Below are 23,329 nucleotides of genomic sequence, written 5' to 3' on the forward strand. Positions count from 1 at the left end.
TTCCCCGATTCGCGCCAGGCGTGAAACGACTCTTCAGGCGCGGACGAAGGTGTTCCAGCGGCCGTCGTCGCCGGACTCGACGAGGCCGATCGTGTCGTCGTCGGCCGTGTAGTTGCAGTCGAGGAGCAGGTTGCCGCCGTCCGTGCCTTCGACCTGGTCGAGGTCCATCATCGGGACGGATTCGTCGCCCACGGTCAAGTGCCCCTCCCAGATGCCTGTCGGCGTCTCATAGTTCACCGTGCCGTCGGCCTCGATGCAGACGGTCGACGCCTCGGGCGAGTCGGCCCCGTCCGGGGCCTGCTCTTCCGAGATCCATTCCCCCACATACGGTTCCATGACGGCGTCGTCGGTCGCGGGGTCGAACGTCGCGTCGCAGCCGGTGTCGGTCGGCTCGGACTCGGTGGGCGCCGCGCTCTCGACGGCCTCGGAGGTCGTCGCGTCGGGGGCCGCGTCGCTGCCCTCTTCGGCGCTGCAGGCTCCGAAAGCGATGACTGCGAGGCCCGCGGCGGCGACGGCGAGGCGGTTCGGTTTCGGCATGGACGACTCCAGAATCGTTGCAGGGGTGAGGATGCAGTGAAACCTACCCATCTGCCGCAACTGTGCATTCGTGAAGTCACGCAGCGCCGAAGTCGAGGCCGATGTACGCGCCCTCGGTGCGGGCGGTGTGGTCGAAGAACAGCGCGTCGTCGGCGGTGACGTTGGCCAGGTGGCCGTGGAGCTCGTAGCCGATGATGCCGACGAGGCGGTTCCAGGCGAAGATGAGCCGGGCGGTCTCATCGGGTGTGAACGTCACTCCGTCCAAGAGCTGCAGCATCTCCGGGGTGATCGCCTCGGGCGGGCAGACCGGGCCCGGCGTCGGCGCGAGGTTCCCCGAGCGCCCGGCGTCGGCGACGATCCGCGCGAGCGTGAGCGGCATGCGGCCCGCGACCTCGACGGTGATGTGCGGTGCGACGTAGCCGGGGACGGGCGTGCCGAAGATGAGCGCGTATTCGTGGCGGTGGGCCAGGGACCACTTCCGCACCGCGCGCCAGACGGCCATCCAGCGCTCCTCCGGTTGGTCGCCCGGGCGGTCGGCTCGTTCGGCGGCGTCGCCGATCTCGTTGTAGGACTGCACTATCAGGGCGGTCAGGAGGTCGTCGCGGCTGGCGAAGTACCGGTAGACGGCCGAGGAGGCCATGCCGAGTTCGCGCGCGACGGACCGAAGGGACAACCCGGAGGGGCCGTCCTCGCCGAGCTGGCGTCTGGCCGCGGCGAGGATTTCGGCGGTGAGTTCGGCGCGGGCGCGTTGTCGTGCGGTTCTCGGCGCGTTCATCAGGTGAGTGTACCGAAACGAGAGCACCGCTCTTGCATTGTCGAATCGAGTGTGCAATCATTGCTCCCAAGAGAGAGCACTGCTCTCGAATGCGAGCAGTGAACCCCCAAGGAGCCTCCATGTCAGTCCCCCAGCCCCGCAACGATCCGCGAGCCCGCATGGGCGCCATCGCGTTTGCGCTCGCCGGGATCCTCTTCGTCATCTACGAGGCCGCCGCCCCGCGCCTCGACCAGACCACGCTCGAAGGCGCCGAGTCCTGGACCAGCGCCGGCTGGTCCATCGCGCACCTCGCCGCGATCGTGGGCCTCATCCTCATCCCGCTCGGCTACGGCGCCTTGCGCGGCCACCTCGAAGGCACCCGCAACGAGAAGACGGCCTTCACGGCCGCGACGATCGGCTACATCGGTTCGGCCCTTACGATCTCGTACTACGGCGCAGAGGTCTACGGACTCAAGGCGATCGGGCAGCGGGCCGTCGAAGACGGGGACGCCACCATGACCGAGGTCGGCGACGCGTTCCGGTACGACCCGACCGCGATGAGCGTGTTCGCGATCGGCCTGATCCTCATCGCGATCGCCGCGGTGCTGGCCGCGGTCGCGGTGTGGCGCTCGGGAACCCTGAACAAGTGGAGCGGCGTGCCGCTCGCGGCCCTGCTGGTGACGATGCTGCCGCAGTACTTCCTGCCGCACACCGGCCGGATCGCCTGGGGCGCACTGGTGACCGTCGCGGCCCTGTGGCTCGCCGCAGAAATGTGGAAGGCGGCCAAGGCCCCGGTGCAGGAACTCGAGAACGCCTGAGCCTGAACGCGAACGCGGCCCCCGCAGTTGCGGGGGCCGCGTTCATGTTGGCGTCTATGCGGAGAGCGCGATGCCGTCGAGGATGTCGTGCTCCGAGATGAGGACCGAGTCGATCCCGCTGCGCTCCATGACGGTTCGCAGCACGAGCGCGCCGCCGACGATGACGTCGGCGCGGCCCGGGTGCATCGCCGGGATCGCGAGCCGCTCGTCGTGGTTCGCCGCGGCGAGGTCGGCGGTCACCTGGACGACCCGCTCGTATGAGAGCCGGGTGCCGTCGATCGCATCCGCGTCGTACGCCTTGAGCTCCAACGCGATCGCGGCGATCGTGGTCGCCGTGCCGGCCACTGCGACCAGCTCGGTCGCCTCGCGGTTCGCGTCGGCCACCGCCAGGGCGCCGTCGGCGATGGCGGTGATGTCGGCGACCGCCTCGGCGATCTCGTCCTCCCGCGGCGGGTCGGATCGCAAGTGGCGCTCGGTCATGCGGACGCAGCCGACGTCCACTGAGATCGCCGCGGCGACCTCGGACCCAGTACCGCGCACGAATTCCGTTGAGCCGCCGCCGATGTCGATGAGCAGGCGTTGTCCCTCATGGACCGGCAGGGTGGCCACCGCGCCGGTGAAGGAGAGGCGGGCCTCCTCGTCGCCGGTGATGACCTCGGGGTCCTGGCCGAGCACGGACTCGACCATCGCCTTGAAGTCGGCTGCGTTGTCGGCGTCGCGGCTCGCGGAGGTGGCGACCATGCGGATCGCCTCGACTCCGTGCTCGCGGATCTGGGCGGTGTAGTCGGCCAGCGCGACGCGGGTGCGTTCGAGGGCGGCCTCGGAGAGGCGGCCGGTCCGGTCGACGCCTTCGCCGAGCCGCACGACCTCCATGCGGCGCACCACGTCGTGGAGGCGCCCGTCGGCGTCGATGTCGGCGATCAGCAGTCGGAGGGAGTTGGTGCCGCAGTCGATGCCGGCGACGCGTCGGGTCATTGCGGGGTCTCCTGTCCGCTCGCGCACGAGCTGTTCCGCCACCATTCGGGGAGGCGTTCGAGAGCCTCGTCGCCGAAGGGGCTGACACCGGGGCCGGCGGCGAGCGCATGGCCGACGAGGGCGTGGAGGCATTTCACGCGGTCGGGCAGGCCGCCCGCGGAGATGCCGTCGATCTCGGGCACCTCGCCGAGCTTGGCGCGCCGGGCGAGGTAGTCCTCGTGGGCGCGGCGGTGCTGCTCGGCGAGTTCGGGGTCGGCGGCGAGTCGCTCGTTCATGTCCTTCATGACCCCGCCGCCTTCGAGCCTGCCGATGGCCGAGGCGGCCTTGGGGCAGGTCAGGTAGTACGTGGTCGGGAATGGGGTGCCGTCGGGCAGGCGCGGCTCGGTCTCGATGACCGCGGGCTGGCCGCATGGGCAGCGCCAGGCGACGGCGTGCGCGCCGCGGATCGGGCGTCCGAGCTGTTTGCGGACGGCGGCCGCGTCGGCCTCCGACACCGGGTCGGGGTGCTGGGGCCAAGGGTCTGGCTTCACTCCGCTTTTTCCTCTGTTTCCTCTGGGTCGAGCTGGTCGGCGTCTGCAAAGGTATCGGCCAGCTCGTCGTACCAGGGCTGGTCCTTGGCGGCTTCGTCGTCTGCGCCACCGGTGTGCTTGGGGTCGTCTTCGTCGATGACGATGACGAGGTCTTCGCCGGGGGGCACGAGGAGGAGACTGGAGCGGATCTGGGCCTTGACGTACTCGGGGTCGTCCCATTTCAGGCGTTCGGCTTCGAGGGCTTCGATGCGCTCGGACTGGGTGGTCTGCTCGTCTTCGAGGCGGTTGATCTCGATGCGCTGCTCGACGTAGGTGCGCAGGGGGTAGGCGTAGGCGAGGGCCAGCGCGGAGAGGACGAGCGCGAGGATCGCGGCGCGGCGGGAGACCTTGCGGGCGGGGCGGTAGCGGACCCGCTTGACCTCGGCTCGGCCGGGCGCTCCGGGGGCGGGACGGCGGGCGGCACGGGTGCGGCCGGGTCCGGTGGATCGTGCACCGGGATGGCTGGGTCGGCGGCTCGCGTTCACGGGCCCAGCCTAGTCGATCGGGGAGCGCGGAAGGCCCCCGCGCCAGTCTCGGCGACGCTTGCGAGCCGTCGATGAGCAGAGCACAGGGGCCTTCCGAGTCGCGATTCACCTGGCCCGGCTTCAGCTTCCCTTCAGGTCGCTTCAGCCTGGCTTCAGGATCGCGGTTCTACCGTTCTACTTGCCGAACTTCGGGAAGGCCGAGGCGCCGGCGTAGCGGGCGGCGTCGCCGAGGTCTTCCTCGATGCGGAGCAGCTGGTTGTACTTGGCGACGCGGTCCGAGCGGGCCGGGGCACCGGTCTTGATCTGGCCGCAGGTCATCGCGACGGCCAGGTCGGCGATCGTGGTGTCCTCGGTCTCACCGGAGCGGTGGCTCATCATGCAGCCGAAGCCCGCGCGGTGGGCCATCTCGACGGCGTCGGTGGTCTCGGTGAGCGAACCGATCTGGTTGACCTTGACGAGGAGGCCGTTGGCGGCCTGCTCGTCGATGCCGCGGCGGATGCGCTCGGGGTTGGTCACGAACAGGTCGTCGCCGACGATCTGCAGGCGGGAGCCGACGTTCGCGGTGAGCGCGGACCAGCCGGCCCAGTCGTCCTCGGAGAGGGGGTCCTCGATGGACACGAACGGGTAGGCGCCGATGAGTTCCTCGTAGTAGGCGCTCATCTCCTCGCCGGTCTTCTTCTGGCCCTCGAAGAGGTAGGCGCCGTCGGTGAAGAACTCGGTGGCGGCGACATCCATCGCGAAGGCGATGTCGGTGCCGAGCTTGTAGCCGGCCTTCTCGACGGCGACCGTGATGAGGTCGAGCGCGGCGCGGTTCGAGTCGAGGTTCGGGGCGAAGCCGCCCTCGTCGCCGAGGCCGGTGGAGAGGCCGCGTTCCTTGAGGACCGACTTGAGCGCGTGGTAGGTCTCCGCGCCCCAGCGCAGGGCCTCCTTGAAGGTGGGGGCGCCGATCGGGGCGATCATGAACTCCTGCACGTCGACGTTGGAGTCCGCGTGGGATCCGCCGTTGAGGATGTTCATCATCGGCACCGGCAGGAGGTGCGCGTTCGGGCCGCCCAGGTAGCGGTAGAGCGGGAGCTCGGCGGAGTCGGCGGCGGCCTTGGCCGCGGCCAGGGAGGCGCCGAGGATGGCGTTCGCGCCGAGGTTGGACTTGTCGGGAGTGCCGTCGGCGTCCAGGAGGGCCTGGTCGATGAGGCGCTGCTCGGAGGCCTCGAGGTCGATCAGCGCTTCGCGGATCGGGCCGTTGACGTTGTCGACGGCCTTCTCGACGCCCTTGCCGAGATAGCGCTTCTTGTCGCCGTCGCGAAGCTCGATGGCTTCGAAGGCGCCGGTCGAGGCACCGGACGGGACGGCCGCCCGCTGCAGCGTGTCGTCGTCGAGCAGGATCTCCACTTCGACGGTGGGGTTGCCGCGGGAGTCGAGGATCTCCCTTGCCCGGATGTCTTCAATTGCAGCCACTGTCACTCCTGAAATAGCCGAATCTGACGATCGGCCCCATTACCGGGCCGTGTCCGAAGGATTTCGGCCGACCCGACACTGCGTCGGCCACAGCTCCCGAGGATACGCCCCGCTCGACCCGGCGGTGCCTCCGAGCCGCGAAAATGCAATGGCGCCGACGAGCGCGGTTCGTGTTACATGGGTGCTGGACGGGCCGCTATATGGTGGAGTCCTACCTCAGATCAGACACCTGTGCTAGGCGTGCCCCCGATTGCCGCCGCGGAACGGCAGTCCCCCCGCCTCGCGCAATGGAAGTGGAGCCCCATGATCGTGAAGCACCCCCTGCTGCGCTGCGCTGCCTTGAGCGCAGCGGCGCTCCTCGCGCTCGCCGGCTGCTCGAACGGAGCGGACGGCGACGAGTCGGCATCGGAGGCCCAGGCCGCACTCACCGACTTGAGCGACCGCCTCTTGGACGGCGAAACCCACGCGTACACCGCCGAGTACCTCATCGAGGGCTCGGAGGAGTCGGTACTGGTGGCGGTGGACCCGGAGGCCGGCACCGCCGCGGTGGTCATCGGCGACCGGCCCCGGGTGTGGGCGGGAGAGGACGCGACCGAGCTCACCGTATGGCTGGGCCAAGAGCTCGAGGGCATCCTGCCCGCCGATGAGGCCGTGGCGTCCTGGCTGTCCGCGACCGCCGCCGACGATTCGGCCTCGACTGAGTTCTCCGACACCACGCTCGCCGGCGAACTGGCCGACTGCGTTGACGTGCAGGGCGCCGAGGACTCGCCCGTGGGCGCGTACACCGTGTGCGTGACCACGGTCGGCGTCGTCGCCAGCGTGACCGCGAAGGTCGGCGAGACCGCCTACACCGCAAAGCTCGTCAACTACCACGACGGCGTGGACGCCGGCTGGCTCGACGAGATCACGGGCCAGGCCGGCCCCACCAACCAGTAGGATCGGCCGCCGCCAGGCGGCGGATCGCGTTACAGTCGCTCGGCGGGCCGGGCACGGCGCCACGGGGGTTCACCTGAAAAGGTGGCGGCGCCGACCCGGCCCGCACTGCGCGCGGCCACGGAGGTAGGCCGCGTCACAAGCGGTATCCCGCTTGACGACACGGACACCGAGGTGTGTATAGTTGTCGTCGTTGCCGCGGCAAGCCGCGGAAACGAAAAGGCCAAGCTCCCGTCGTCTAGGGGCCTAGGACGCTGCCCTCTCAAGGCGGAAACGGCGGTTCGAATCCGCTCGGGAGTACAAGTAGATACACAGCTCATAGCCTCGACCATGTCGGGGCTATTTTGCTGTCAGGAACCCATGGAGCACTGAGGGGGCAGGATTCAACGCCGTCTTCCGCCAGGCGCTGACCTCTTCTGCCAGTTCCGCGACCGTAGGTACACCCGCCAACTAACGTTGCCGAACTTGGCGGCTCCGGATTCGTCCCGGCGTTCCCCCACGCACGACCTCACCATCAGGGCAAGGACGGCGTCGCCCGAAACGGCGACTTCGGTATCGATATCTGCACCGAAGAACAGCGGACACTTGGACTTCAAGCCCCTCGCGGCGCTCAGGCGCCGCAGGAGCGTATAGCGTCGACAACGCCTCAAGCCGGATACCTCGACCGCCCCATCGGAGCCTCTCCACCGAGCAGCGAACCGCACTGGTCGCATCGTTCAATGCCTGAATCAAACAGAAAGACCTCGCCCTCCAGTATCGGCATCCGCAGCATCAAACGCTTGGTCCGCATGGATCGCGAAGCTGGCATCATCGGACCTTGATCGCAATCGTGTTGGCGCTGAACACGGGCGGTGGCCTGACTGCGCCAGCCGCCGAGATTCGTTTCTCCCAGCAGCCGTGCGCAGCCATTTCACTGAGAGACCACATGCGGCTTGACGCAGCGGCGCACTCCGTGTCAGCGGGGGGTGAGGCGTTGGAGCTGGGTGACGTGCCCCGGTTCGAGCTCGTCGAGGCTCGTCGCACCGAACAGTTTCATGGTGCGCACGACCCCTTCGAGGAGGATCGCGATCGTCCGGTCGACCCCGGCCCAGCCGCCCGCCATGAGCCCGTATTGGTAGGCCCGGCCGATCATGGTGAACCGCGCGCCGAGCGCGATCGCGGCGACGTTCAACCGAGTCTCAGTGATGAGCAAGCACCCGGTGCAGCCGGGCTGAGCGGCCGAGACGGTGGCGCTCGTCGCAATCGCCACCCAAATAGTTGACGCATCATCTACATGACTCTACGATTGACATGTCAATCAGATTCCTGCCTCCGACTCGCTGTCGGATTCTGTGAGAAAGAAGAATGGAATGAAGTTCTCCACGGCCATCGTCGGCGGCGTGTTCGCCGGCACCTTGGCGCTCGGCCTCGCCACCGTCACCCCCGCGTCCGCCACTGAGACGAGCGCGCCCGTCACGGCCGCCGCCTCGGCGTCCAGCAGGGTCTTCCCCTCGACGCTGTCCCTGCCCGACGGCTCTGTCCCCGAGGGCATCGCGATCAGCGGCGCCCGCGCATACGTCACGTCCTTCGCCGACGGCACGGTCTACGAGCTCAACCTGGCTACCGGCAGGCACAAGGTGCTCAGCCCGGCCACCGGTACCGGCGCGGTCGGGATCATGCTCCATGACGGACGCCTGTTCGTCGCCGGCGGTACCGCGGGCACGGTGCGGGTGCTCGACCCGGGCAGCGGCGAAGAGCTGGCCAGCTACACCGTCGGCACCACCGGCCAGACCTTCGTCAACGACTTCACCGTGCTCGACGGCGTCGTCTACGCCACCGACACGTTCAGCCCCGTCCTCCACAAGCTCCCGCTCGGGGAGAACGGTGAGCTGCCCGCGGCGGACCAGGTCGAGACCATCGCCCTGGACGGCATCACCTACAGCGAGGGCTTCAACGTCAACGGCATCACCACCACCCCCGATGGTGAGGCGCTCCTGCTCGTCCAGACGAACACCGGCCTGCTCTACCGAGTCGAGGAGAGCACCGGCGCCGCTGACCCGGTCGACGTCGGCGAGGCCGACCTGACCTGGGGCGACGGGATGCTGCTCGAGGGCAACACGCTCTACGTCGTGCGGAACTTCCCCAACACCGTCGCGGTGCTCGAACTGAACGACACCGGCACCATCGCCGACCTGACCGACGAGCTGACCGACCCGCGCTTCGACACTCCCACGACGATTGCCCGGTTCGGGGACAGGTTCTACCTGCCCAACGCGCGGTTCGCGGCCGAGGACCCCTCGAGCGCCGACTTCTTCGTCACCGCCATCCCCGACGCGTCCTGATCCGCCGCTATCGCAGCAGGGACCCGCCCGGCAGAGTGTGCCAGCACGGATCCTGAGCAAGGCGTCACTCGCGTCGCGGCGTCGTCTTGTGGGGAGGCATGACTCGCTCCGCACACCTTGCGCCGCATGGAGCCTTCCGGTCAGGCGTAGGCCTTCAGGAAACGACCGTGAAGCCGAGACACGACGCGGCAGTTTAACGCTAGGTGTACCAACAAACTTCCGTCGAGCCGTTGACTACACATCGAGATCTCTCTATAGTTCGAATCGTCGGAAGATTCATCAGATGTTTCGGAGCCAGGCTGCGATATGTGAACGATAACAGGCATTCCCGTACCCGCGTCCGCTAAGGAGCACCCGATGACTTCGGCCGCACCCGATTGCTCGTTCCTGTCCCGCTGGACCGAAGGCATGGCCGCGCTCGCGGCGGCCTCCGTCGACTGACCGATCCGGGACCGGACCGCGGCGGCGCACCCGCCAGTCCGCGACCGCCCGGTCCCACCCGTAGCAATGAACCCGCATCTCCATGACCCGACGCATCGGCGACGTCTGGGGAAGCGAACCTCGACTAAGGAGGCCACTATGGCCTGGATGGAAACGCCCAAGAGCCGCAGGCGGATGCTGATCGGCGGAGCCGGCGTGCTCGCCGGGGCCGCCGCCGCGACCGCACTCGACCCGTTCACCGCAGCCCAAGCCCAGCAGATGAGTGTCGACGTGTTCGCGTCGACGGGCGCCGCCCAGGCCGCCGAAGAATGGAATCCCGATTCGTCGTATACGACGACGGACACCGGCGACGGCTCCTACACGGTTCCCATGCTGAACTCCGACGTGCCGGATGTCAGTGTCGAGCGCGTCCCCGCGTCGCAGAACGATGAAGGGCGCGACATCTACTACATGGTCAGCACGACGATGCATCTCAGCCCGGGCGCACCGATCATGAAGTCGTACGACCTCGTCAACTGGGAGATCGTGAGCTACGCGTTCGACCGCCTCGACATCAGTGATGCCGCGTCCTTGCGCAACGGCTCGAACTCCTACGGGCAGGGGCAGTGGGCGTCGTCGATCCGCTTCCACGAAGGCACCTTCTACGTGCTCATCAATTCGCTGAACCTCGGCGGCGCCTTCCTCTACCGCACCGACGACATCGAGAACGGAGCGTGGACGAAGACGGCGTTCGGTCGAGGCTTCCACGACCCATCGCTCTTCTTCGACGACGCCCACGGCGGAACGCCGTACATCATCTACGGCGGCGTCAGCGCGGTTCGGCTGAACTCGACGTTGACGGCTGTCGAGCAGGACTTTCCGGACTTCATCCGGCGTAGCGACTACGCGAGCGAGCCGTACGTCGGCAGCGACGGGATCTTCGAGGGCGCCCAGGTGTTCTTCATCGACGGGTACTACTACGTGGTGATGATCACCTGGCGCAGCAACGGTCGACAGGTCGTCATGTTCCGCTCGACCGAACTTCTGGGGCGCCTCGCGGACACCTCTGCGCCCTACGAGTCCCATGGAGCACTGGCCTCGAACGGATTCGCGCAGGGCAGCCTCGTGCCCATCTCGAATGACGCGGGCGACGACGACTGGCACGGCTTCTTCTTCCGCGACTCGTATCCCGTCGGTCGTATCCCGGCGCTGATCCCGGCGACCTGGAGCAACGGGTGGCCGACCTTCGGCGACAACGGCGTCGTGCCGGTCGACGGCGTCTTCGAGAAGCCGATCAGGCTCACCCCCGAGCAGGAGCGATTCGAACGGCTCAAGAGCGTCGTCGTGTCCGACGACTTCGACAACGATGCACCGCACCGTGCCTACCAAGACGAGCAGTGGACGCTGCCGACACCGCCCGACATCGATGAGGAGCTGGTCGGCGTTGAACTCTTCGGCAATCCCGGCGTCGAGTCCGGAAGCACAGAAGGCTGGATCGCCAACGACGGTGCGACGCTCTCGACGACGACGGACGCGCACACCGGCTCGACCGCGATCGCTGTCACCGGGCGGAACGCCACGGGATCGGGGCCGGCGCAGGACCTCACAGGCAAGGTGCAGCACGGCGTCACGTACGACGTCTCGGCATGGGTCAAATACGAGAACCCTGCGAGCCCGGCGACCAAGCAGTTCCTCATCACCGCCCGGTACGGCGGCAACAACACGAACTACGCCAACCTCACGCCCGCCACGGCCGTGACCCGCGGGAGCTGGGGCAAGGTGTCCGGGTCGTTCACGATTCCTGCCTCCCAGCCGCTCTCCGACGTGCGCATCTTCATCGAGACTCCCTGGGTGAGCAATCCGTCGACAGACCCCGACACGCACCTCATGGACTACAAGGTCGACGACGTGTCACTCGTCGGGCGGACCTCTGACGCCGCCGAGCTGCCGCATCCCGATGAGATCGCCCCGAACGGGTCGAACCTCGATCTGGCCTGGGAGTGGAACCACACGCCCGACAACCGGTACTGGTCGCTCACCGACCGCGAGGGGTGGTTGCGGTTGACGGCCGGCAAGGTCGTGACCGGTGCGTACACACACCGCGACTCCGGTGGCGAGCTCACCTGGCTCGAAGAAGCCCGAAACACGCTCTCGCAGCGCTCCTTCGGCCCCCGACAGTCGGCCGAGACGAAGCTCGACATCTCGGGCATGAACGACGGCGACGTCGCCGGACTTGCAGCGTTCGGGCAAGACTTCTCATACGTCGCGGTCCAGCGCGTGAACGGGGTGAACACGGTCGGGGTCGTCCATCGCGGCCGGCCCTTCACCGCACCGGTCGACCAGGCGGCGATCGAGAGCTTCCTGCCTGGAGCCACTGCGGAACTCGGGGATGCCACGGAGGTGCACCTCAAGGCGGATCTGGACTTCACTCGGAATCCTGAGCAGCTCTTCACGACCTTCTATTACAGTCTGGACGGGATCGATTGGACCCAGCTCGGCGACGCCGTCGGACCGCTCGAGTTCGGCGGATCGATACACTTCATGGGGCACCGGGTCGCACTGTTCAACTACGCGACCCAGCAGACCGGCGGCCACGTCGACTTCGACCACTTCCTGCTGAGCGACACACTGACATCGCAGGACCAGCCGCTCGACAAAGGCGACCTGGACGCCGCGATCGCCTACGCCGAATCACTGGACTCGGGGGACTATCCCGCCGAAGCGTGGGCGGCGATGCTCGACGCGCTCGCCGAAGCGCGAACAGTGTCGGCAGGGGTGGTCGGCACGCAGAACCAGATCGACGCCCCCGAGCGAGCGCTCAGCTATGAGCTCGCCCGCCTCGGAACGCTGAAGGGGCCGGACCCCACCGCCTGGTACGTCCTGGTGAACCGCAGCAGTGGCAAGGTCCTGGACGTCAGCGGTGTGTCCACCGCCGACGGAGCCCAGCTCCACCAGTGGACCCGCACGAACGCCGGCAACCAGCAGTTCCAGTTCGTGGACGCCGGCGGCGGCTACTACCGGATCAAGGCGCGGCACTCGGGCAAGATGCTCGACGTGTCCAGCTGGTCGACCGCCGACGGTGCCGCCATCCACCAGTGGACCGACCACGGCGGCACCAACCAGCAGTTCCGGCTGGCCGACTCCGGCAGCGGCTACGTGCGCCTGATCAACCGCAACAGCAACAAGGCGGTCGAAGTCCAGAACGCCGCGACCAACGACGGCGCCATCGTCGTGCAGTACAGCGACTGGGGCGGCAGCAACCAGCAATGGCAGCTCGTCCGCTGATCTGAGCGGCACGGACTCCGCCGACCCGGGTCCGTGTCGCTCAGAACCTGATCCCGAGGCGGACCAGCAACGGCACGAAGGTCACGCTCTGGACCTGCGGCGGCGGACAGGCCAACCAGCGATGGGCCAGACGGTAACTACGGCGTGCCGGCTCGCAGGTGGTTAAGACTGAGCACCCGAGGCCGCTTCCAGCGGAGCGAGGTCGGCAAGGCGGGAGTTCACGTAAATGCTGAACGGATAGTCGTTCTATCTGGCATGCCAGCAACCTGATGAGCTGGGTCTCGATCTGGTCCGGTGGCCGCCGCGGGCTTCTACTATTGACGTGTCAATCAGGTATCTCCGGAGGTTCCGATGTCACAGCCGAAGGGCCGCACCGCGCTCACCCGCACCGAGCTCGACAGCTGGCGCGTGTTCATCGAGGCGACCGAGGACCTGCGCACGGCGCTCGCCGGAAGGTTCCAGGCCGACAGCGGGATCTCGACCGGGGACTACCGGGTGCTGCTCGAACTGAGCGAGGCGCCGGACCGGCGCCTGCGGTCCTCGCACCTCGCCGACGCGATTGGCTGGGACCGCAGTCGGCTCTCGCATCATTTGGGCCGCATGGAGAAGCGGGGGCTCATCAGGCGTGAGGCCGCGACGGGCGACAACCGTGGCGCCGAGGCCGTGCTCACCGACGAGGGCCGCGATGCCCTGCGCCGGTCGAGCGTCCCGCACTTCCATGCCATCCGCGAGCTCTTCCTCGACGCGCTCACCCCCGAGCAGCTCGCCGCCGCCCGCGACATCGCCGAGACCCTCCGCGACCACCTCGCAGGGCTCAGGAAGGAGCCCGGCGAGCGTTAGCCGGCCGTTCAGTACTGAGGGCCGAGTTCGGCGTCCAGCCAGTGGAGGACCTGGGGCGTGGGCTGGTCGACGGCGTCGGCGAACTCGGGGTGCTTCTTGATGAACCTCGCAACGTAGGGGCAGACGGGCACGATCCGCCTTCCAGCCGCACGCGCATCGGTGAGGGCCTGCTCGACCAGGGTCGAGGCCAGGCCTTGTCGAGCGGATGCCTTGTCCACTTCGGTGTGGTAGAAGATCCGCTGGTCGCCTCGGTCGCGATAGGCGGTGAGGCCGGCACGCGCACCGTCCACGGCGATCTCGTAGAGGCGTTCGGCGTCGACGCGCCGCACGACCGGTTCGGCGACCGCATCCATCCGCTCTTCGACCTGAGGATTGCGGCGCGGCATGATGACCGCATTCGGCAGCGGCGGCGCAGGAAGGCGGCGGCCAGGGTAGCCCTCGACCTCGCCGAAGCGGTCGGAGGCGGCCTCCCAGTCCTCCCGGGCCTGCACGATGTCGTCGTGACTGCGGGCGACGAAGTTCCACCACATGACGATCTCCTCCTCGAACGGCGGCCCGCCGAGCAGGACCGCGCGGGCCGGTTCGTCGGAGCAGTTCGAAAGGGTCAAGACGTCCGCGCCGGAGGCCACATAGCCGAGTTCTGCCGGGTGGACCACGGTGCCGCCCAACCGGACGTCGCCCGCGTCCACGAGCAGGCCGTGCTCGAATCCGGCGTCCACGTCGAGGGTGATCGCGGCGTGCGGTTCAAGGTCGATCTGGGCGCCCAAGAGCGGCGTGAACGTTCGCACCGGCGAGATACCACCCGCGAGCGAGCCGAGGAAGACCCGTACCTCGGCCCCGTCCATCCGCACCGGTTCGGGCACGTAGTGCTGGAAGCCGCGGCCGGTGCCGCGGTGCGCTTCGGGCAGGGCGACCCAGAGCTGGACGCCGTGGAGGACAGCGGTGTCCGGAGTGGAGGCCTCGGAGTGGGCGATGCCGTGGCCGCCGGTCATGAGGTTCAGCTCGCCGGGGCGGATGAGCGCGTGGCTGCCGAGGCTGTCGCGGTGCTCGATCTCGCCTTTGAAGAGCCAGGTCACGGTCTGGAGGCCGGTGTGCGGGTGCGGCGGGACGTCCATGCCGCCCATGGTCGGGACCTCGACCGGGCCGTAATGGTCGGCGAAGCACCAGGCCCCGATCAGGGTCCGCGCGCGCTGCGGCAGCGTGCGCCGAACCTGCAGTGCCCGAGGACCACCGAGCGGCACGTCACGTGCCGTGAGCACTTCGACCTCGGTCGCGCCGTCGGCTTGAGCCGCGCACTGCATCGCTTCCGGAGCCGCTTCCACATTGCTCATCGGAACCACCCGTAATCCGAACTAGTTGTCACATCATCTATATTCTCACGAGCATAGCCCTAGGATCGTGGACGTCGACCACTTCCCCGATCGGTTTCGAAGGAGGCACAGACGTGAGCAGTGACAGGTCCCCGCGGATCTTCATCGACAGGCAAACCCCCGAGGCGTTCGGGGCGCTGCGGGAGACCGCCCGCGCGGTACGGGACGCCGCGCTTGCGGCCGGACTCGACCGCATCCTCGTGGAGCTGGTGAACCTGCGCGTCTCGGAAATGAACCGCTGCGCGTACTGCCTCGACCGGCACACGAAGGCGGCGCTCAAGGCGGGCGAGTCGACGCGGCGGCTCGGGGTTCTGGCGGCCTGGCGCGACACCGAGCTGTTCTCTCCCGCCGAGCGGGCGGCGCTCGCACTGGCCGAGGCGACAACCGATCCCGGGGACGACGCCGCACAGGACGAGGCCTACGCGGCCGCCCGGCACACGCTGACCGACGACCAGATCTCCGCAGTCATCTGGGCGGCGATCGCCATCAACGCGTTCAACCGAGTCTCAGTGATGAGCAAGCACCCGGTGCAGCCGGGCTGAGCCCGAGACGGTGGCGCTCGTCGCAATCGCCGCCCAAATAGTTGACGCATCATCTACATGACTCTACGATTGACATGTCAATCAGATTCCGGCCCACCGGCCGGGCGATCGAGGAGAGCACCGTGAACGGCATCGAGTTCGGCATCGACAGCTTCGGCGACCTGCCCAGGGACGACCAGGGCAATGTCACCTCGTTCGCCCAGGCCATCCGCGCCACCGTCGACGAAGCGGTCCTGGCCGACCAGGTCGGCATCGACGTGGTGGCCCTCGGCGAGCACCACCGCCCCGAGTTCGCCATCTCCTCCCCCGAGACCGTCCTCGCGGGCATCGCCACTCGGACCGAGCGCATTCGGCTCTCCTCCGGGGTGACCGTGCTCAGCTCCGACGACCCGGTCCGCGTCTTCCAGCGCTTCGCGACCGTCGACGCGCTCGCGAACGGGCGCGCCGAGATCATCCTCGGCCGCGGCTCGTTCACCGAGTCGTTCCCCCTGTTCGGGTACGACCTGGCCGACTACGACGCCCTCTTCGAGGAGAAGATCGACCTGTTCCACAAGCTCCTCGACGAGAAGCCCGTGACTTGGAAGGGCACCCACACCCCAACGCTGATCGACCAGGACGTGTTCCCCAAGACCGAGTCCGGGCGCCTGCGCACCTGGGTCGGCGTCGGCGGCAGCCCGCAGTCGGTGATCCGTACCGCCAAGTACGGGTTCCGGCTCATGCTCGCCGTCATCGGCGGCCCGGCCGAGCGCTTCGCTCCCTACGTCGACCTGTACCGGCGCGCCACCGACCAGCTCGGGACCACTGCCTACCCGGTCGGCCTGCACTCCCCCGGGTTCATCGCCGACACCGACGAGGAGGCCAAGGAGCTGTTCTACCCGGGGTACAAGGTGGTTCGCGACCGCATCGGCGCACTCCGCGGCTGGCAGCCACTGCGCCGCGACGAGTTCGACGCCGAAGTCGAGCACGGCTCGCTCTACATCGGCTCCCCCGAGACCGTGGCCCGCAAGATCACCGCCGCGATCCGAGCCCTCGACGTCGGCCGCTTCGACCTCATCTACTCCGCCGGCGGCGCCCTCGCAGCCAGCGCCCGGCTCCGCGCCGTCGAGCTCTACGGCGCCAAGGTCATCCCGATGGTCCGCGACATGCTCGCCGACAAGGAAAGCGCCCGATGAACCGCTTGCACACGGTCGGCATCCTCGGCGCGGGCAAGGTCGGCACCGTCCTGGCCCGCCTCGCGGTCGCGGCGGGATACCGCGTCCTCATCGCCGGATCGGGCGACCCGGACAAGATCGCCCTCACCGTCGAGGTGCTCACGCCGGGCGCCGTCCCCGTGACCGCGGCCGTGGCCGCGAGCGAGGCGGACATCGTGATCCTCGCGCTGCCCCTTGGCAAGTACCGCACGATCCCCGTCGCGGAACTCGGCGACGCGCTCGTCATCGACGCCATGAACCACTGGTGGGAGGTCGACGGCCCTCGCGAGCGGACCCTCGATCCCGGAAATTCGTCGAGTGAGGCCGTGCGGGAGTTCCTGGAGACCAAGCGCCTGGTCAAGGCGTTCAACCACATGGGCTACCACGACCTCGAGGCCGAGGCCCGGCCCGCGGACGCCCCAGGGCGCAAGGCCATCGCCGTCGCCGGTGACGACGACACCGACATTGCGGCGACCGCGTCGTTCGTCAGCGCCCTCGGCTTCGACCCCGTCATCGCCGGCCCTCTCGCCGAAGGCGCCCGCATGGAACCGGGCACCCCGGTCTTCGGCGCCAACGTCGACGACGAGCGCCTGCGAGACCTCCTCAAGGCGGCATCGCAAGCGGCACTGGATCTCGGTCGGCGCGGGCGAGGGCGTCAGTGAGGCCGTTGTCTCCGACCTGGTGCGCACCTCATACGACCTGGTGGCCAAGGCATCTCGGCACCGGAAGCGGTCGAGCGCGGCCGTTTTCGGATCATTTCGGCTTGGATTCGGCCGATCTCCTTGACTAGCCGGTCCATCGACATGTTCTCCAACGGCATGATGGCCACCTCGGCGGCGAGGGTTGACGCTGCTGCGGGATGGATGCCGCGGTCTGACGGATCTTTTTGAAGGCGTTGGGGGTCTTGCCTCTTCTGCCAGTTCCGCGGCGGGATGAACTGGGCGTACTTGCGCTGTAGGTACGTGCGGCTGGTCTCGTCGGTGGAGGTCGAGGAGTTCTTGGAACGCGCGGAGGCGGCGTTCAGCTTGTTCGAGGAGTACATCGAGATCGAACACAAGCGACCGCATCCACCAGGGTTTGGGCTATCTCACACCCATCGAGTTCGAGGCCTCACCCAGCTTGAGTTCGTTGAAGCCGCATTAGGAGCGTATCCACTTTTCCGCTCCCTTTCCAGACTGAAGAATGCGTGAGCGGGTGGCCCGGAGGGGCGACCCGCTCACGCTTCCCTAAGTCGACGGGGTGTCGGTGCGGCTCATTGGAGGGACCATCGCTGGTTGGTCCCGCCGTGCACTTCCCGGCCCCCACCGCCCTGCAGGTCGCCGCTCCCGTCCGCTGCGGCGCCGAACCGCCACCGGTCCACATTGAACAGGCATGCGCCTGTCTCGAGCGCTCATGCTCGCGGGCGAACCGGCAATCTCCTTGCGCGCCAAGCGCAGCGCGTCGGCACCCCCCACCCTTCCAGTGCCCCGCCGCCGAACAGACGAACTCGCAACCGAGACTGCGGACTTCGAACAGCGAGCAGGTCTTCCTCCCCTGAGCGTCTCCCGGTTCAGATCGTGCCGATGAGTTCGCGCAGGGCGCCGTCCTTCGTGAAGACCGGGATGGCTTCTATCGGCGCGTCCACCGTGAGCCACTGCCCGCCCTCGTGGACCGTTCCGGTCCTCAGCTCCGTCCATGAAGCGCCCTCCGGGAGGTAGACGCGGCGGCTCGTCGCGTGCGGGTCCACTACCGGGGCCACCAGGACGTCCGGGCCGAACATGTACTGGTCGGCCAGGTCCCAGCAGACCGCGTCCGAGGGGAACTCGTGGAACATGCCGCGCATGACCGGCTGCCCGTCGGTGTGGGCCTCCTCCATCAATCGCCGTGTATAGGGCCGCATCGTTTCCCGGAGTTTCACGTAGCGCACCAGGATCTCGTAGACGTCCTCACCGAAGCTCCACAACTCGTTGGGTGCACCGGAGGGGTTGCGGCTCGAACCGTCCGCGGCCCGCACGTGCTCCTGCGGCTGCCGGTCGCCGTGCATGCGCATCACCGGGCAGAACGCTCCGAACTGGAACCAGCGCACGAGGAGGTCGCGGAAGTCGGGGTCGTCGATGTTCCCGCCGGCGAATCCGCCGATGTCGGTGGTGAACCAGGGGATGCCCGCGACGCCCATGTGGATGCCGGCGGTGATCTGCTTGCGGAAGTCCGCGTAGGTCGAGTGGATGTCGCCCGACCACACCAGCGCACCGTAGCGCTGCGAACCTGCCCAGGCACAGCGCACCAGGTTCACGATCTCGTCCTGGCCCGCCTCGCGCTGGCCCTCATAGAACATGCGGGAGAACGCCTGCGGGTAGATGTTGCCGACTTGGACGTTCGGTCCGGCGTGGTAGCGGTAGTTGTCGAAGTCGTAGACCCCGTACTCGGGTTCGGCCTCGTCGAGCCAGAAGACCTTGATCCCCAGGTCGTGGTAGTTGCGCCGTACGATCTCCCAGGCCTGTCGGCGGGCGCGGGGGTTCGTGGCGTCCAGGAACATGCTCGGCCCCTGGAAGCTCATCTGGACGTCCAGGCCGCGTTCGGTGTGCACGAGCAGGTTGTCCTTCTTGAACGCGGCGAAGTTCTCCGATTGGACCGAGACCTGGGGCCACACCGAGACCATGAGCTCGACGCCCATCTCCTGGAGCTCCTTGACCATCGCGGCGGGGTCGGGCCAGAACTCCTCCTCGAAGCGGAAGTCGCCCATCTTGGGCCAGTGGAAGAAGTCCGCGACGATCACGTCGAGCGGCAGGCCGCGGCGCTTATGTTCGCGGGCGACTTCCAGGAGCTGCTCCTGGTTCCAGTACCGCAGCTTGCACTGCCAGTAGCCCAGGCCGTAGTCGGGCATCACCGGGGCGTGCCCGGTCGCGTTCGCGTAAGCCGCCGAGATCTTCGCGGGGGTGTCCCCTGCCGTGATCCAGTAGTCGAGCTGCTCGGTCGACTCGGCGATCCATTCAGTCCGGTTGGCGGCGAATGACGCCGAACCGATCGCCGGGTTGTGCCACAGGAACCCGTACCCGGCACTGGAGAGTACGAAGGGGACACTGGCCTGCGAGTTGCGATGCGCGAGTTCGAACGTGGAGCCCTTGATGTCGAGGATCTCCTGCTGGTACTGGCCCATCCCGTACAGCTTCTCCCCTGCCGCGGGTTCGAACGCGGCCCGCAGCCGGTGCGCACCGCCGGGCAGGGGCCGGAACTCGCGGGCGGTGAGCTTGAGCGCACCGCCGCTGCCGAGTTCCCGGAGCAGCACCTTGCCGCTCGCGTCACGGAACTCCACCAAGCATTGGAAGACGTCGTACTCGGTTTGGTAGTCGAAGCCGCCCCATGCGCGCAGCACCGCCGTGATGGCACCGTTGGTGAGCGTCGCGGTGTCGCCGTCGACCTCGATGGCCACCTGGACCGGCTCAGGCTCGAGCAACGCGAAGTCGGTGTCGAGCACCTCTCCCGTCCGAGTGCTCCGCACCCGCAGCGAATCACGGCCCCACGCCTGGACGACGAGCGTTTCGCCGTCACCGCGCCAAGTGATGGCGTCCGCAGAGGACTCGAAGGCGTTCATCAGGTTCTCACTCGTTTCTGCTAGTTCTTGACGGCGCCGGCGGTCACGCCGGCGGCGACGTATTTCTGTGCCACCACCAGCAGCACCGCCGCCGGGATCGAGGCGACCACCGCCGTCGCCATCATCGGGCCCCACTCCTGGTTCTGGGCGCCGATGTAGTTGTAGATGCCCATCGTGATCGGTCGGAGCAGGCCTCCCTCACGGTTGAGCGTCGAGGCGAAGATGAAGTCCGACCATGCCCACAGGAACGCGAACAGCGCCGAAGTGATGATGGCGTTCCGGGAGACCGGCAAGACGATCGACCGGAACGTCCGCCAGTGCGAAGCGCCGTCGATCTGAGCCGCTTGGAGCAGTTCGCGGGGAATGCCCGCCATGAACGCGGTCAGGAGCAGGACGGCGAAGGGGACGGCGATCGTGGAGTCCGCCAGGATCAGGCCCGGGAGGGTGTCCAGCAGCCCGACGGTGTTGTAGATCGAGTACAGGCCGAGCGACATGACCACAGCCGGGACCATTTGCGCCACGATCAGCGCGAAACCGAGAATGCGGCGTCCTGGCACGGCCATGCTGGCGAGCGCGAAGGAGGCCGGCGCCGCGATCGCGAGCGTGAGCACCACGGTTCCTGTGCCGATCACGAGGCTCGTGCCGAGGTATGGGAGCTGATCGCGGAAGACGACGGCGTAGTGGTCGACAGTGAAGTCGACCGGCACGAGGTCGCCGCCGCGGATGCTCTCACGTTTCGTGAACGAGACGTTGAGCATCCAATAGAGAGGGAAGAGCATGAGCGCGGTCAGGACGACCGCGATGGGGTTCCTCCACCAAGTGCGAGACATGTCAGTTCTCCTGCTTCCGTTGGGCTGCGATGTAGATCAACCCGAAGGCGAGCGCGGCCAGCAGCAGTACCGTCCCGACCGCCGAGGCTTCGGAGTAGCGGATGACTCCCGAGGCCCCCTTGCCGACCGACATGCCGTACGCCCACGTGGCGAGCGTCTGGGACGTGCCGGTTCCCATCGACATGATCCAGATGATGTCGACGACCTTCAGCGTGTACACCAGACCGAGGAGCAGGGTGATGAGCGTGACCGGGCGGAGCATCGGGAGGGTGATGCGCCGGAACTGCTGCCAGGGGGTGGCGCCGTCCATCGACGCGGCCTCGTACAGCTCCTTCGGGATGCCCTGGAGTCCCGAGTAGAGGATCACGAGATTGAACGGGATGCCCAGCCAGATGTTCGCGATCGCCACCGACATCAGTGCGTTGTCGGCACTGAGCCACCACACCGGATCGGCGCCGAACAGGCCGAGGAACGAGTTGAGGAGCCCAGCGTCCGGGTTCATCATCCACTGCCAGGTGGTGCCCGAGACGATGATGGGCAGGAGCCACGGGACGAGGAACATGCCGCGAAGCGGCGCGGCGAGCCGGAACCCGCCACGGTGGAAGAAGATCGCCAGCATCAGCCCGATGAGGTACTGGAAGGCGAGCGAAACGGCGGTGAACACCGCTGTCTGCCACACGATCCTCCAGAACTGCGGGTGCTCGAACACGTCTTGGTAGATCTCGAAACCGACGAACGGGGCGCCGCCGTTGATGAAGGTGCCGCGGTCGAAGCGATGCAAGCTCATCGTCAGGTTCTGGACGAGCGGGTAGGCGTAGAAGAGGAGGAGGTAGAGCACCAGCGGGATGACGAACGCGATCGCCGCCCAGTGGGCGCCGCGCCGTTTCGGCTTCGCGGTCCCGCGCTCGGGCGCGGTCGCCACCGCGGTTCTCGTGGTCAGCGTGGTCATTCGAGTATTGCTCCGATCCGATTGCCGGGTCGGTCGGCCCGCCCGGAGGCGGGCCGACGAACCGTCAGAATCCGCCGGCGTCCTGGAACGCGGCCTCGACGGCGGCCTGGTCGCCCGCGGCGTTGAGCGCCGCCTGGATCGCCCCGGAGAGCGAGGCGGAGGCGTCGACGTACTCGCTGCCGAGATCGGTGGTGCGGCCTTGGGCGCCCTCGACGGCGCCGACCCACGGCTCCCACAGCGGCGACTGGGCTGCCTGCTCGGCGCGGACGTCGGGCTTGGCCGAGAGGTAGCCGAGCGTCTCGTTGGTCTGGAACGCGGCCTCGCCTTCGGTCAGGCAGGCGATGACGGCCGATGCGTTCGCGTAGTGGTCGGAGGCGTTCTCGTTCTGGATCGGCGCCACGGCGAACTCGCCGCCGGTCGGCACCGGCGCGACGCCGCCGTCCATCGCCGGGATCGGGATGACCCCGACCTCGAAGTTCGATTCGGCCGCGGCCGCGGCGAACCACGAGCCGTTCTCCGCGAAGGCGTACTCGCCGGTCAGGAACAGGTCCCAGGCCGCGGACTGGTTATCGGTGGCCGCCGACTTGGGGGCCAGGCCCTCGCCGATCCAGCCCGAGAGGAGCTGGCCGGCCGCGACGGCCTCGTCCGAGGAGATGTCGGACAGGTCGGCCCCGGCACCCCAGAACCAGGGAAGGAACTGGAAGACTCCCTCTTCGCCGGTGACGCCGGAGAAGGTGATGCCCTTGCCGCCGTCGGCGACGACCTGTTCCATCGCGGCGTTCAGCGAGTCCCAGTCAGTGACCGAGGCCGGGTCGACGCCCGCTTCGGCAAGCAGGTCGGCGTTGTAGTACAGGCCGAGCGCGTTGGAGCCGAACGGCACGCCGTAGGCGCTGCCGTCGACCACGCCGGGTCCCATCAGGTTCTCGTCCACGCCGCTGGTGTCGATGCCCGCCTGCTCCGCGGTCGCCAGCATTCCGGCACCTACGGCTTCGGGCATCATCGGATTGTCGAGCAGCACCACGTCGGGGGCGCCGCCCTCCTTCACCGCGGTCGTGAGCTGGTTGAACAGGTCGGTCTGCGGAGCGCTCGTCCGCACGATCGTCGATCCTTCGGGTGCGCAGGACTTGACGTGCTCGTCCCACGCGGAGCCTTCGGCGTGCTGCGGGTAGGGGTCCCAGAAGGCGATCTCCGCCGTCGTCGAGCCTTCGCTCGCATTGCCGTTCTCGCCCGGTTCGGGCGTGCCGCCGGAGCAGGCGGCCAGGGCGCCCATTGTCAGTGCGGCGCCTGCGGCGACGCACCAGCGCAGTGTCGTGTTGGTCATTTTCATCGGCCTCTTCATCGAGTCGGGTCCGCCGGTGACGCGCTGGCTCGAGGGATTCCAGTAGCCAGCGAACCGGTTCGCTGACGATACTGCCAGATTGAATGGCCTCCGTCAAGGCGAACCGGTTCGCTGACTTGTGAGCTGGGAATCGAGCGTCGGTGGTA

At 67.9% G+C, this 23,329-nt stretch carries 19 protein-coding genes, 1 tRNA gene and 2 pseudogenes; 9 read left to right on the top strand and 13 right to left on the bottom strand.

Annotated features, from left to right (window positions below):
- Positions 1 to 33 precede the first annotated feature (33 nt).
- Entirely contained in the window at positions 34 to 537 is a 504-nt protein-coding gene (locus tag ACFO8M_RS06440; protein WP_387972158.1) for a hypothetical protein, read from the bottom strand.
- Between the two features lie 76 nt (positions 538 to 613).
- Positions 614 to 1,312 (bottom strand): TetR/AcrR family transcriptional regulator, encoded by a 699-nt coding sequence (locus ACFO8M_RS06445; protein WP_387972161.1) that lies wholly within the window; start codon positions 1,310 to 1,312, stop codon positions 614 to 616.
- Between the two features lie 119 nt (positions 1,313 to 1,431).
- On the opposite strand from ACFO8M_RS06445, the gene ACFO8M_RS06450 reads away from it, so the two are divergent.
- Positions 1,432 to 2,109: a hypothetical protein gene (locus tag ACFO8M_RS06450; RefSeq protein WP_387972164.1), complete on the top strand. Its 678-nt coding sequence runs from the start codon at positions 1,432 to 1,434 to the stop codon at positions 2,107 to 2,109.
- A gap of 54 nt (positions 2,110 to 2,163) precedes the next feature.
- On the opposite strand, the gene ACFO8M_RS06455 is transcribed toward ACFO8M_RS06450, so the two are convergent.
- The 4 genes from ACFO8M_RS06455 to eno form a co-directional block, all read right to left on the bottom strand.
- Complete coding sequence (locus tag ACFO8M_RS06455) at positions 2,164 to 3,084, bottom strand: Ppx/GppA phosphatase family protein (RefSeq protein WP_387972167.1); 921 nt, start codon at positions 3,082 to 3,084, stop codon at positions 2,164 to 2,166.
- Positions 3,081 to 3,614 (bottom strand): DUF501 domain-containing protein, encoded by a 534-nt coding sequence (locus tag ACFO8M_RS06460; RefSeq protein ID WP_387972170.1) that lies wholly within the window; start codon positions 3,612 to 3,614, stop codon positions 3,081 to 3,083. Before ACFO8M_RS06460 ends, ACFO8M_RS06455 begins: the two co-directional genes overlap by 4 nt.
- A complete protein-coding gene (locus tag ACFO8M_RS06465; protein ID WP_387972173.1) occupies positions 3,611 to 4,138 on the bottom strand; it encodes an FtsB family cell division protein in 528 nt (175 codons plus the stop codon). Before ACFO8M_RS06465 ends, ACFO8M_RS06460 begins: the two co-directional genes overlap by 4 nt.
- 174 nt (positions 4,139 to 4,312) lie before the next feature.
- Complete coding sequence (gene eno / locus ACFO8M_RS06470) at positions 4,313 to 5,593, bottom strand: phosphopyruvate hydratase (RefSeq protein WP_387972176.1); 1,281 nt, start codon at positions 5,591 to 5,593, stop codon at positions 4,313 to 4,315.
- 303 nt (positions 5,594 to 5,896) lie between these two features.
- On the opposite strand from eno, the gene ACFO8M_RS06475 reads away from it, so the two are divergent.
- Together ACFO8M_RS06475 and ACFO8M_RS06480 are read left to right on the top strand one after the other, a co-directional pair.
- On the top strand, positions 5,897 to 6,529 hold the full coding sequence (locus tag ACFO8M_RS06475; RefSeq protein ID WP_387972179.1) for a hypothetical protein: 633 nt from the start codon (positions 5,897 to 5,899) through the stop codon (positions 6,527 to 6,529).
- 224 nt (positions 6,530 to 6,753) lie between these two features.
- Positions 6,754 to 6,826 (top strand) — tRNA-Glu (locus ACFO8M_RS06480).
- A gap of 655 nt (positions 6,827 to 7,481) precedes the next feature.
- Here the strand turns inward: ACFO8M_RS06480 and ACFO8M_RS06485 are convergent.
- Positions 7,482 to 7,691, bottom strand: a pseudogene (locus tag ACFO8M_RS06485) (alpha-hydroxy-acid oxidizing protein); the annotation flags it as partial.
- A 184-nt stretch (positions 7,692 to 7,875) separates the two neighbouring features.
- Here ACFO8M_RS06485 and ACFO8M_RS06490 point away from each other — a divergent pair.
- From ACFO8M_RS06490 to ACFO8M_RS06500, 3 genes are all read left to right on the top strand, one after another.
- On the top strand, positions 7,876 to 8,847 hold the full coding sequence (locus ACFO8M_RS06490; protein ID WP_387972182.1) for an SMP-30/gluconolactonase/LRE family protein: 972 nt from the start codon (positions 7,876 to 7,878) through the stop codon (positions 8,845 to 8,847).
- Positions 8,848 to 9,426: 579 nt separating this feature from the next.
- Positions 9,427 to 12,552, top strand: a complete 3,126-nt coding sequence (locus tag ACFO8M_RS06495; protein WP_387972185.1) for an RICIN domain-containing protein — start codon at positions 9,427 to 9,429, stop codon at positions 12,550 to 12,552.
- Positions 12,553 to 12,903: 351 nt separating this feature from the next.
- The gene (locus ACFO8M_RS06500; RefSeq protein WP_387972188.1) at positions 12,904 to 13,392 is read left to right on the top strand and encodes a MarR family winged helix-turn-helix transcriptional regulator; all 489 of its coding nucleotides are present in this window, start codon (positions 12,904 to 12,906) and stop codon (positions 13,390 to 13,392) included.
- 8 nt (positions 13,393 to 13,400) lie between these two features.
- Here the strand turns inward: ACFO8M_RS06500 and ACFO8M_RS06505 are convergent, their stop codons facing one another.
- Both ACFO8M_RS06505 and ACFO8M_RS06510 read right to left on the bottom strand, forming a co-directional pair.
- Complete coding sequence (locus ACFO8M_RS06505; protein WP_387972381.1) at positions 13,401 to 13,778, bottom strand: GNAT family N-acetyltransferase; 378 nt, start codon at positions 13,776 to 13,778, stop codon at positions 13,401 to 13,403.
- Positions 13,761 to 14,723: pseudogene (locus ACFO8M_RS06510) on the bottom strand (pirin family protein); the annotation flags it as partial. The pseudogene ACFO8M_RS06510 and the gene ACFO8M_RS06505, both read right to left, overlap by 18 nt.
- A 113-nt stretch (positions 14,724 to 14,836) precedes the next feature.
- Here ACFO8M_RS06510 and ACFO8M_RS06515 point away from each other — a divergent pair.
- The 3 genes from ACFO8M_RS06515 to ACFO8M_RS06525 all read left to right on the top strand — a co-directional run bounded on the left by ACFO8M_RS06515 (position 14,837) and on the right by ACFO8M_RS06525 (position 17,156).
- A complete protein-coding gene (locus ACFO8M_RS06515; protein WP_387972190.1) occupies positions 14,837 to 15,304 on the top strand; it encodes a carboxymuconolactone decarboxylase family protein in 468 nt (155 codons plus the stop codon).
- Positions 15,305 to 15,378: 74 nt separating this feature from the next.
- Positions 15,379 to 16,476, top strand: coding sequence for an LLM class flavin-dependent oxidoreductase (locus tag ACFO8M_RS06520; RefSeq protein ID WP_387972193.1), 1,098 nt, complete (start codon positions 15,379 to 15,381; stop codon positions 16,474 to 16,476).
- Entirely contained in the window at positions 16,473 to 17,156 is a 684-nt protein-coding gene (locus ACFO8M_RS06525; protein WP_387972196.1) for an NADPH-dependent F420 reductase, read from the top strand. The genes ACFO8M_RS06520 and ACFO8M_RS06525 overlap by 4 nt, the downstream gene beginning before the upstream one ends.
- Before the next feature lie 887 nt (positions 17,157 to 18,043).
- Here the strand turns inward: ACFO8M_RS06525 and ACFO8M_RS06530 are convergent.
- The 4 genes from ACFO8M_RS06530 to ACFO8M_RS06545 form a co-directional block, all read right to left on the bottom strand.
- Positions 18,044 to 20,065 (bottom strand): glycoside hydrolase family 31 protein, encoded by a 2,022-nt coding sequence (locus ACFO8M_RS06530; protein WP_387972199.1) that lies wholly within the window; start codon positions 20,063 to 20,065, stop codon positions 18,044 to 18,046.
- Positions 20,066 to 20,085: 20 nt separating this feature from the next.
- The gene (locus ACFO8M_RS06535; protein ID WP_387972202.1) at positions 20,086 to 20,895 is read right to left on the bottom strand and encodes a carbohydrate ABC transporter permease; all 810 of its coding nucleotides are present in this window, start codon (positions 20,893 to 20,895) and stop codon (positions 20,086 to 20,088) included.
- A gap of 1 nt (position 20,896) precedes the next feature.
- Positions 20,897 to 21,844, bottom strand: a complete 948-nt coding sequence (locus ACFO8M_RS06540) for a carbohydrate ABC transporter permease (protein WP_387972204.1) — start codon at positions 21,842 to 21,844, stop codon at positions 20,897 to 20,899.
- A gap of 64 nt (positions 21,845 to 21,908) precedes the next feature.
- Positions 21,909 to 23,165 (bottom strand): ABC transporter substrate-binding protein, encoded by a 1,257-nt coding sequence (locus tag ACFO8M_RS06545; RefSeq protein ID WP_387972207.1) that lies wholly within the window; start codon positions 23,163 to 23,165, stop codon positions 21,909 to 21,911.
- Positions 23,166 to 23,329 lie beyond the last annotated feature (164 nt).

Origin of the sequence: Glycomyces rhizosphaerae (assembly GCF_042647865.1) — a bacterium.
In the GTDB taxonomy this organism is placed as follows: Bacteria; Actinomycetota; Actinomycetes; order Mycobacteriales; family Micromonosporaceae; genus Glycomyces; species Glycomyces rhizosphaerae.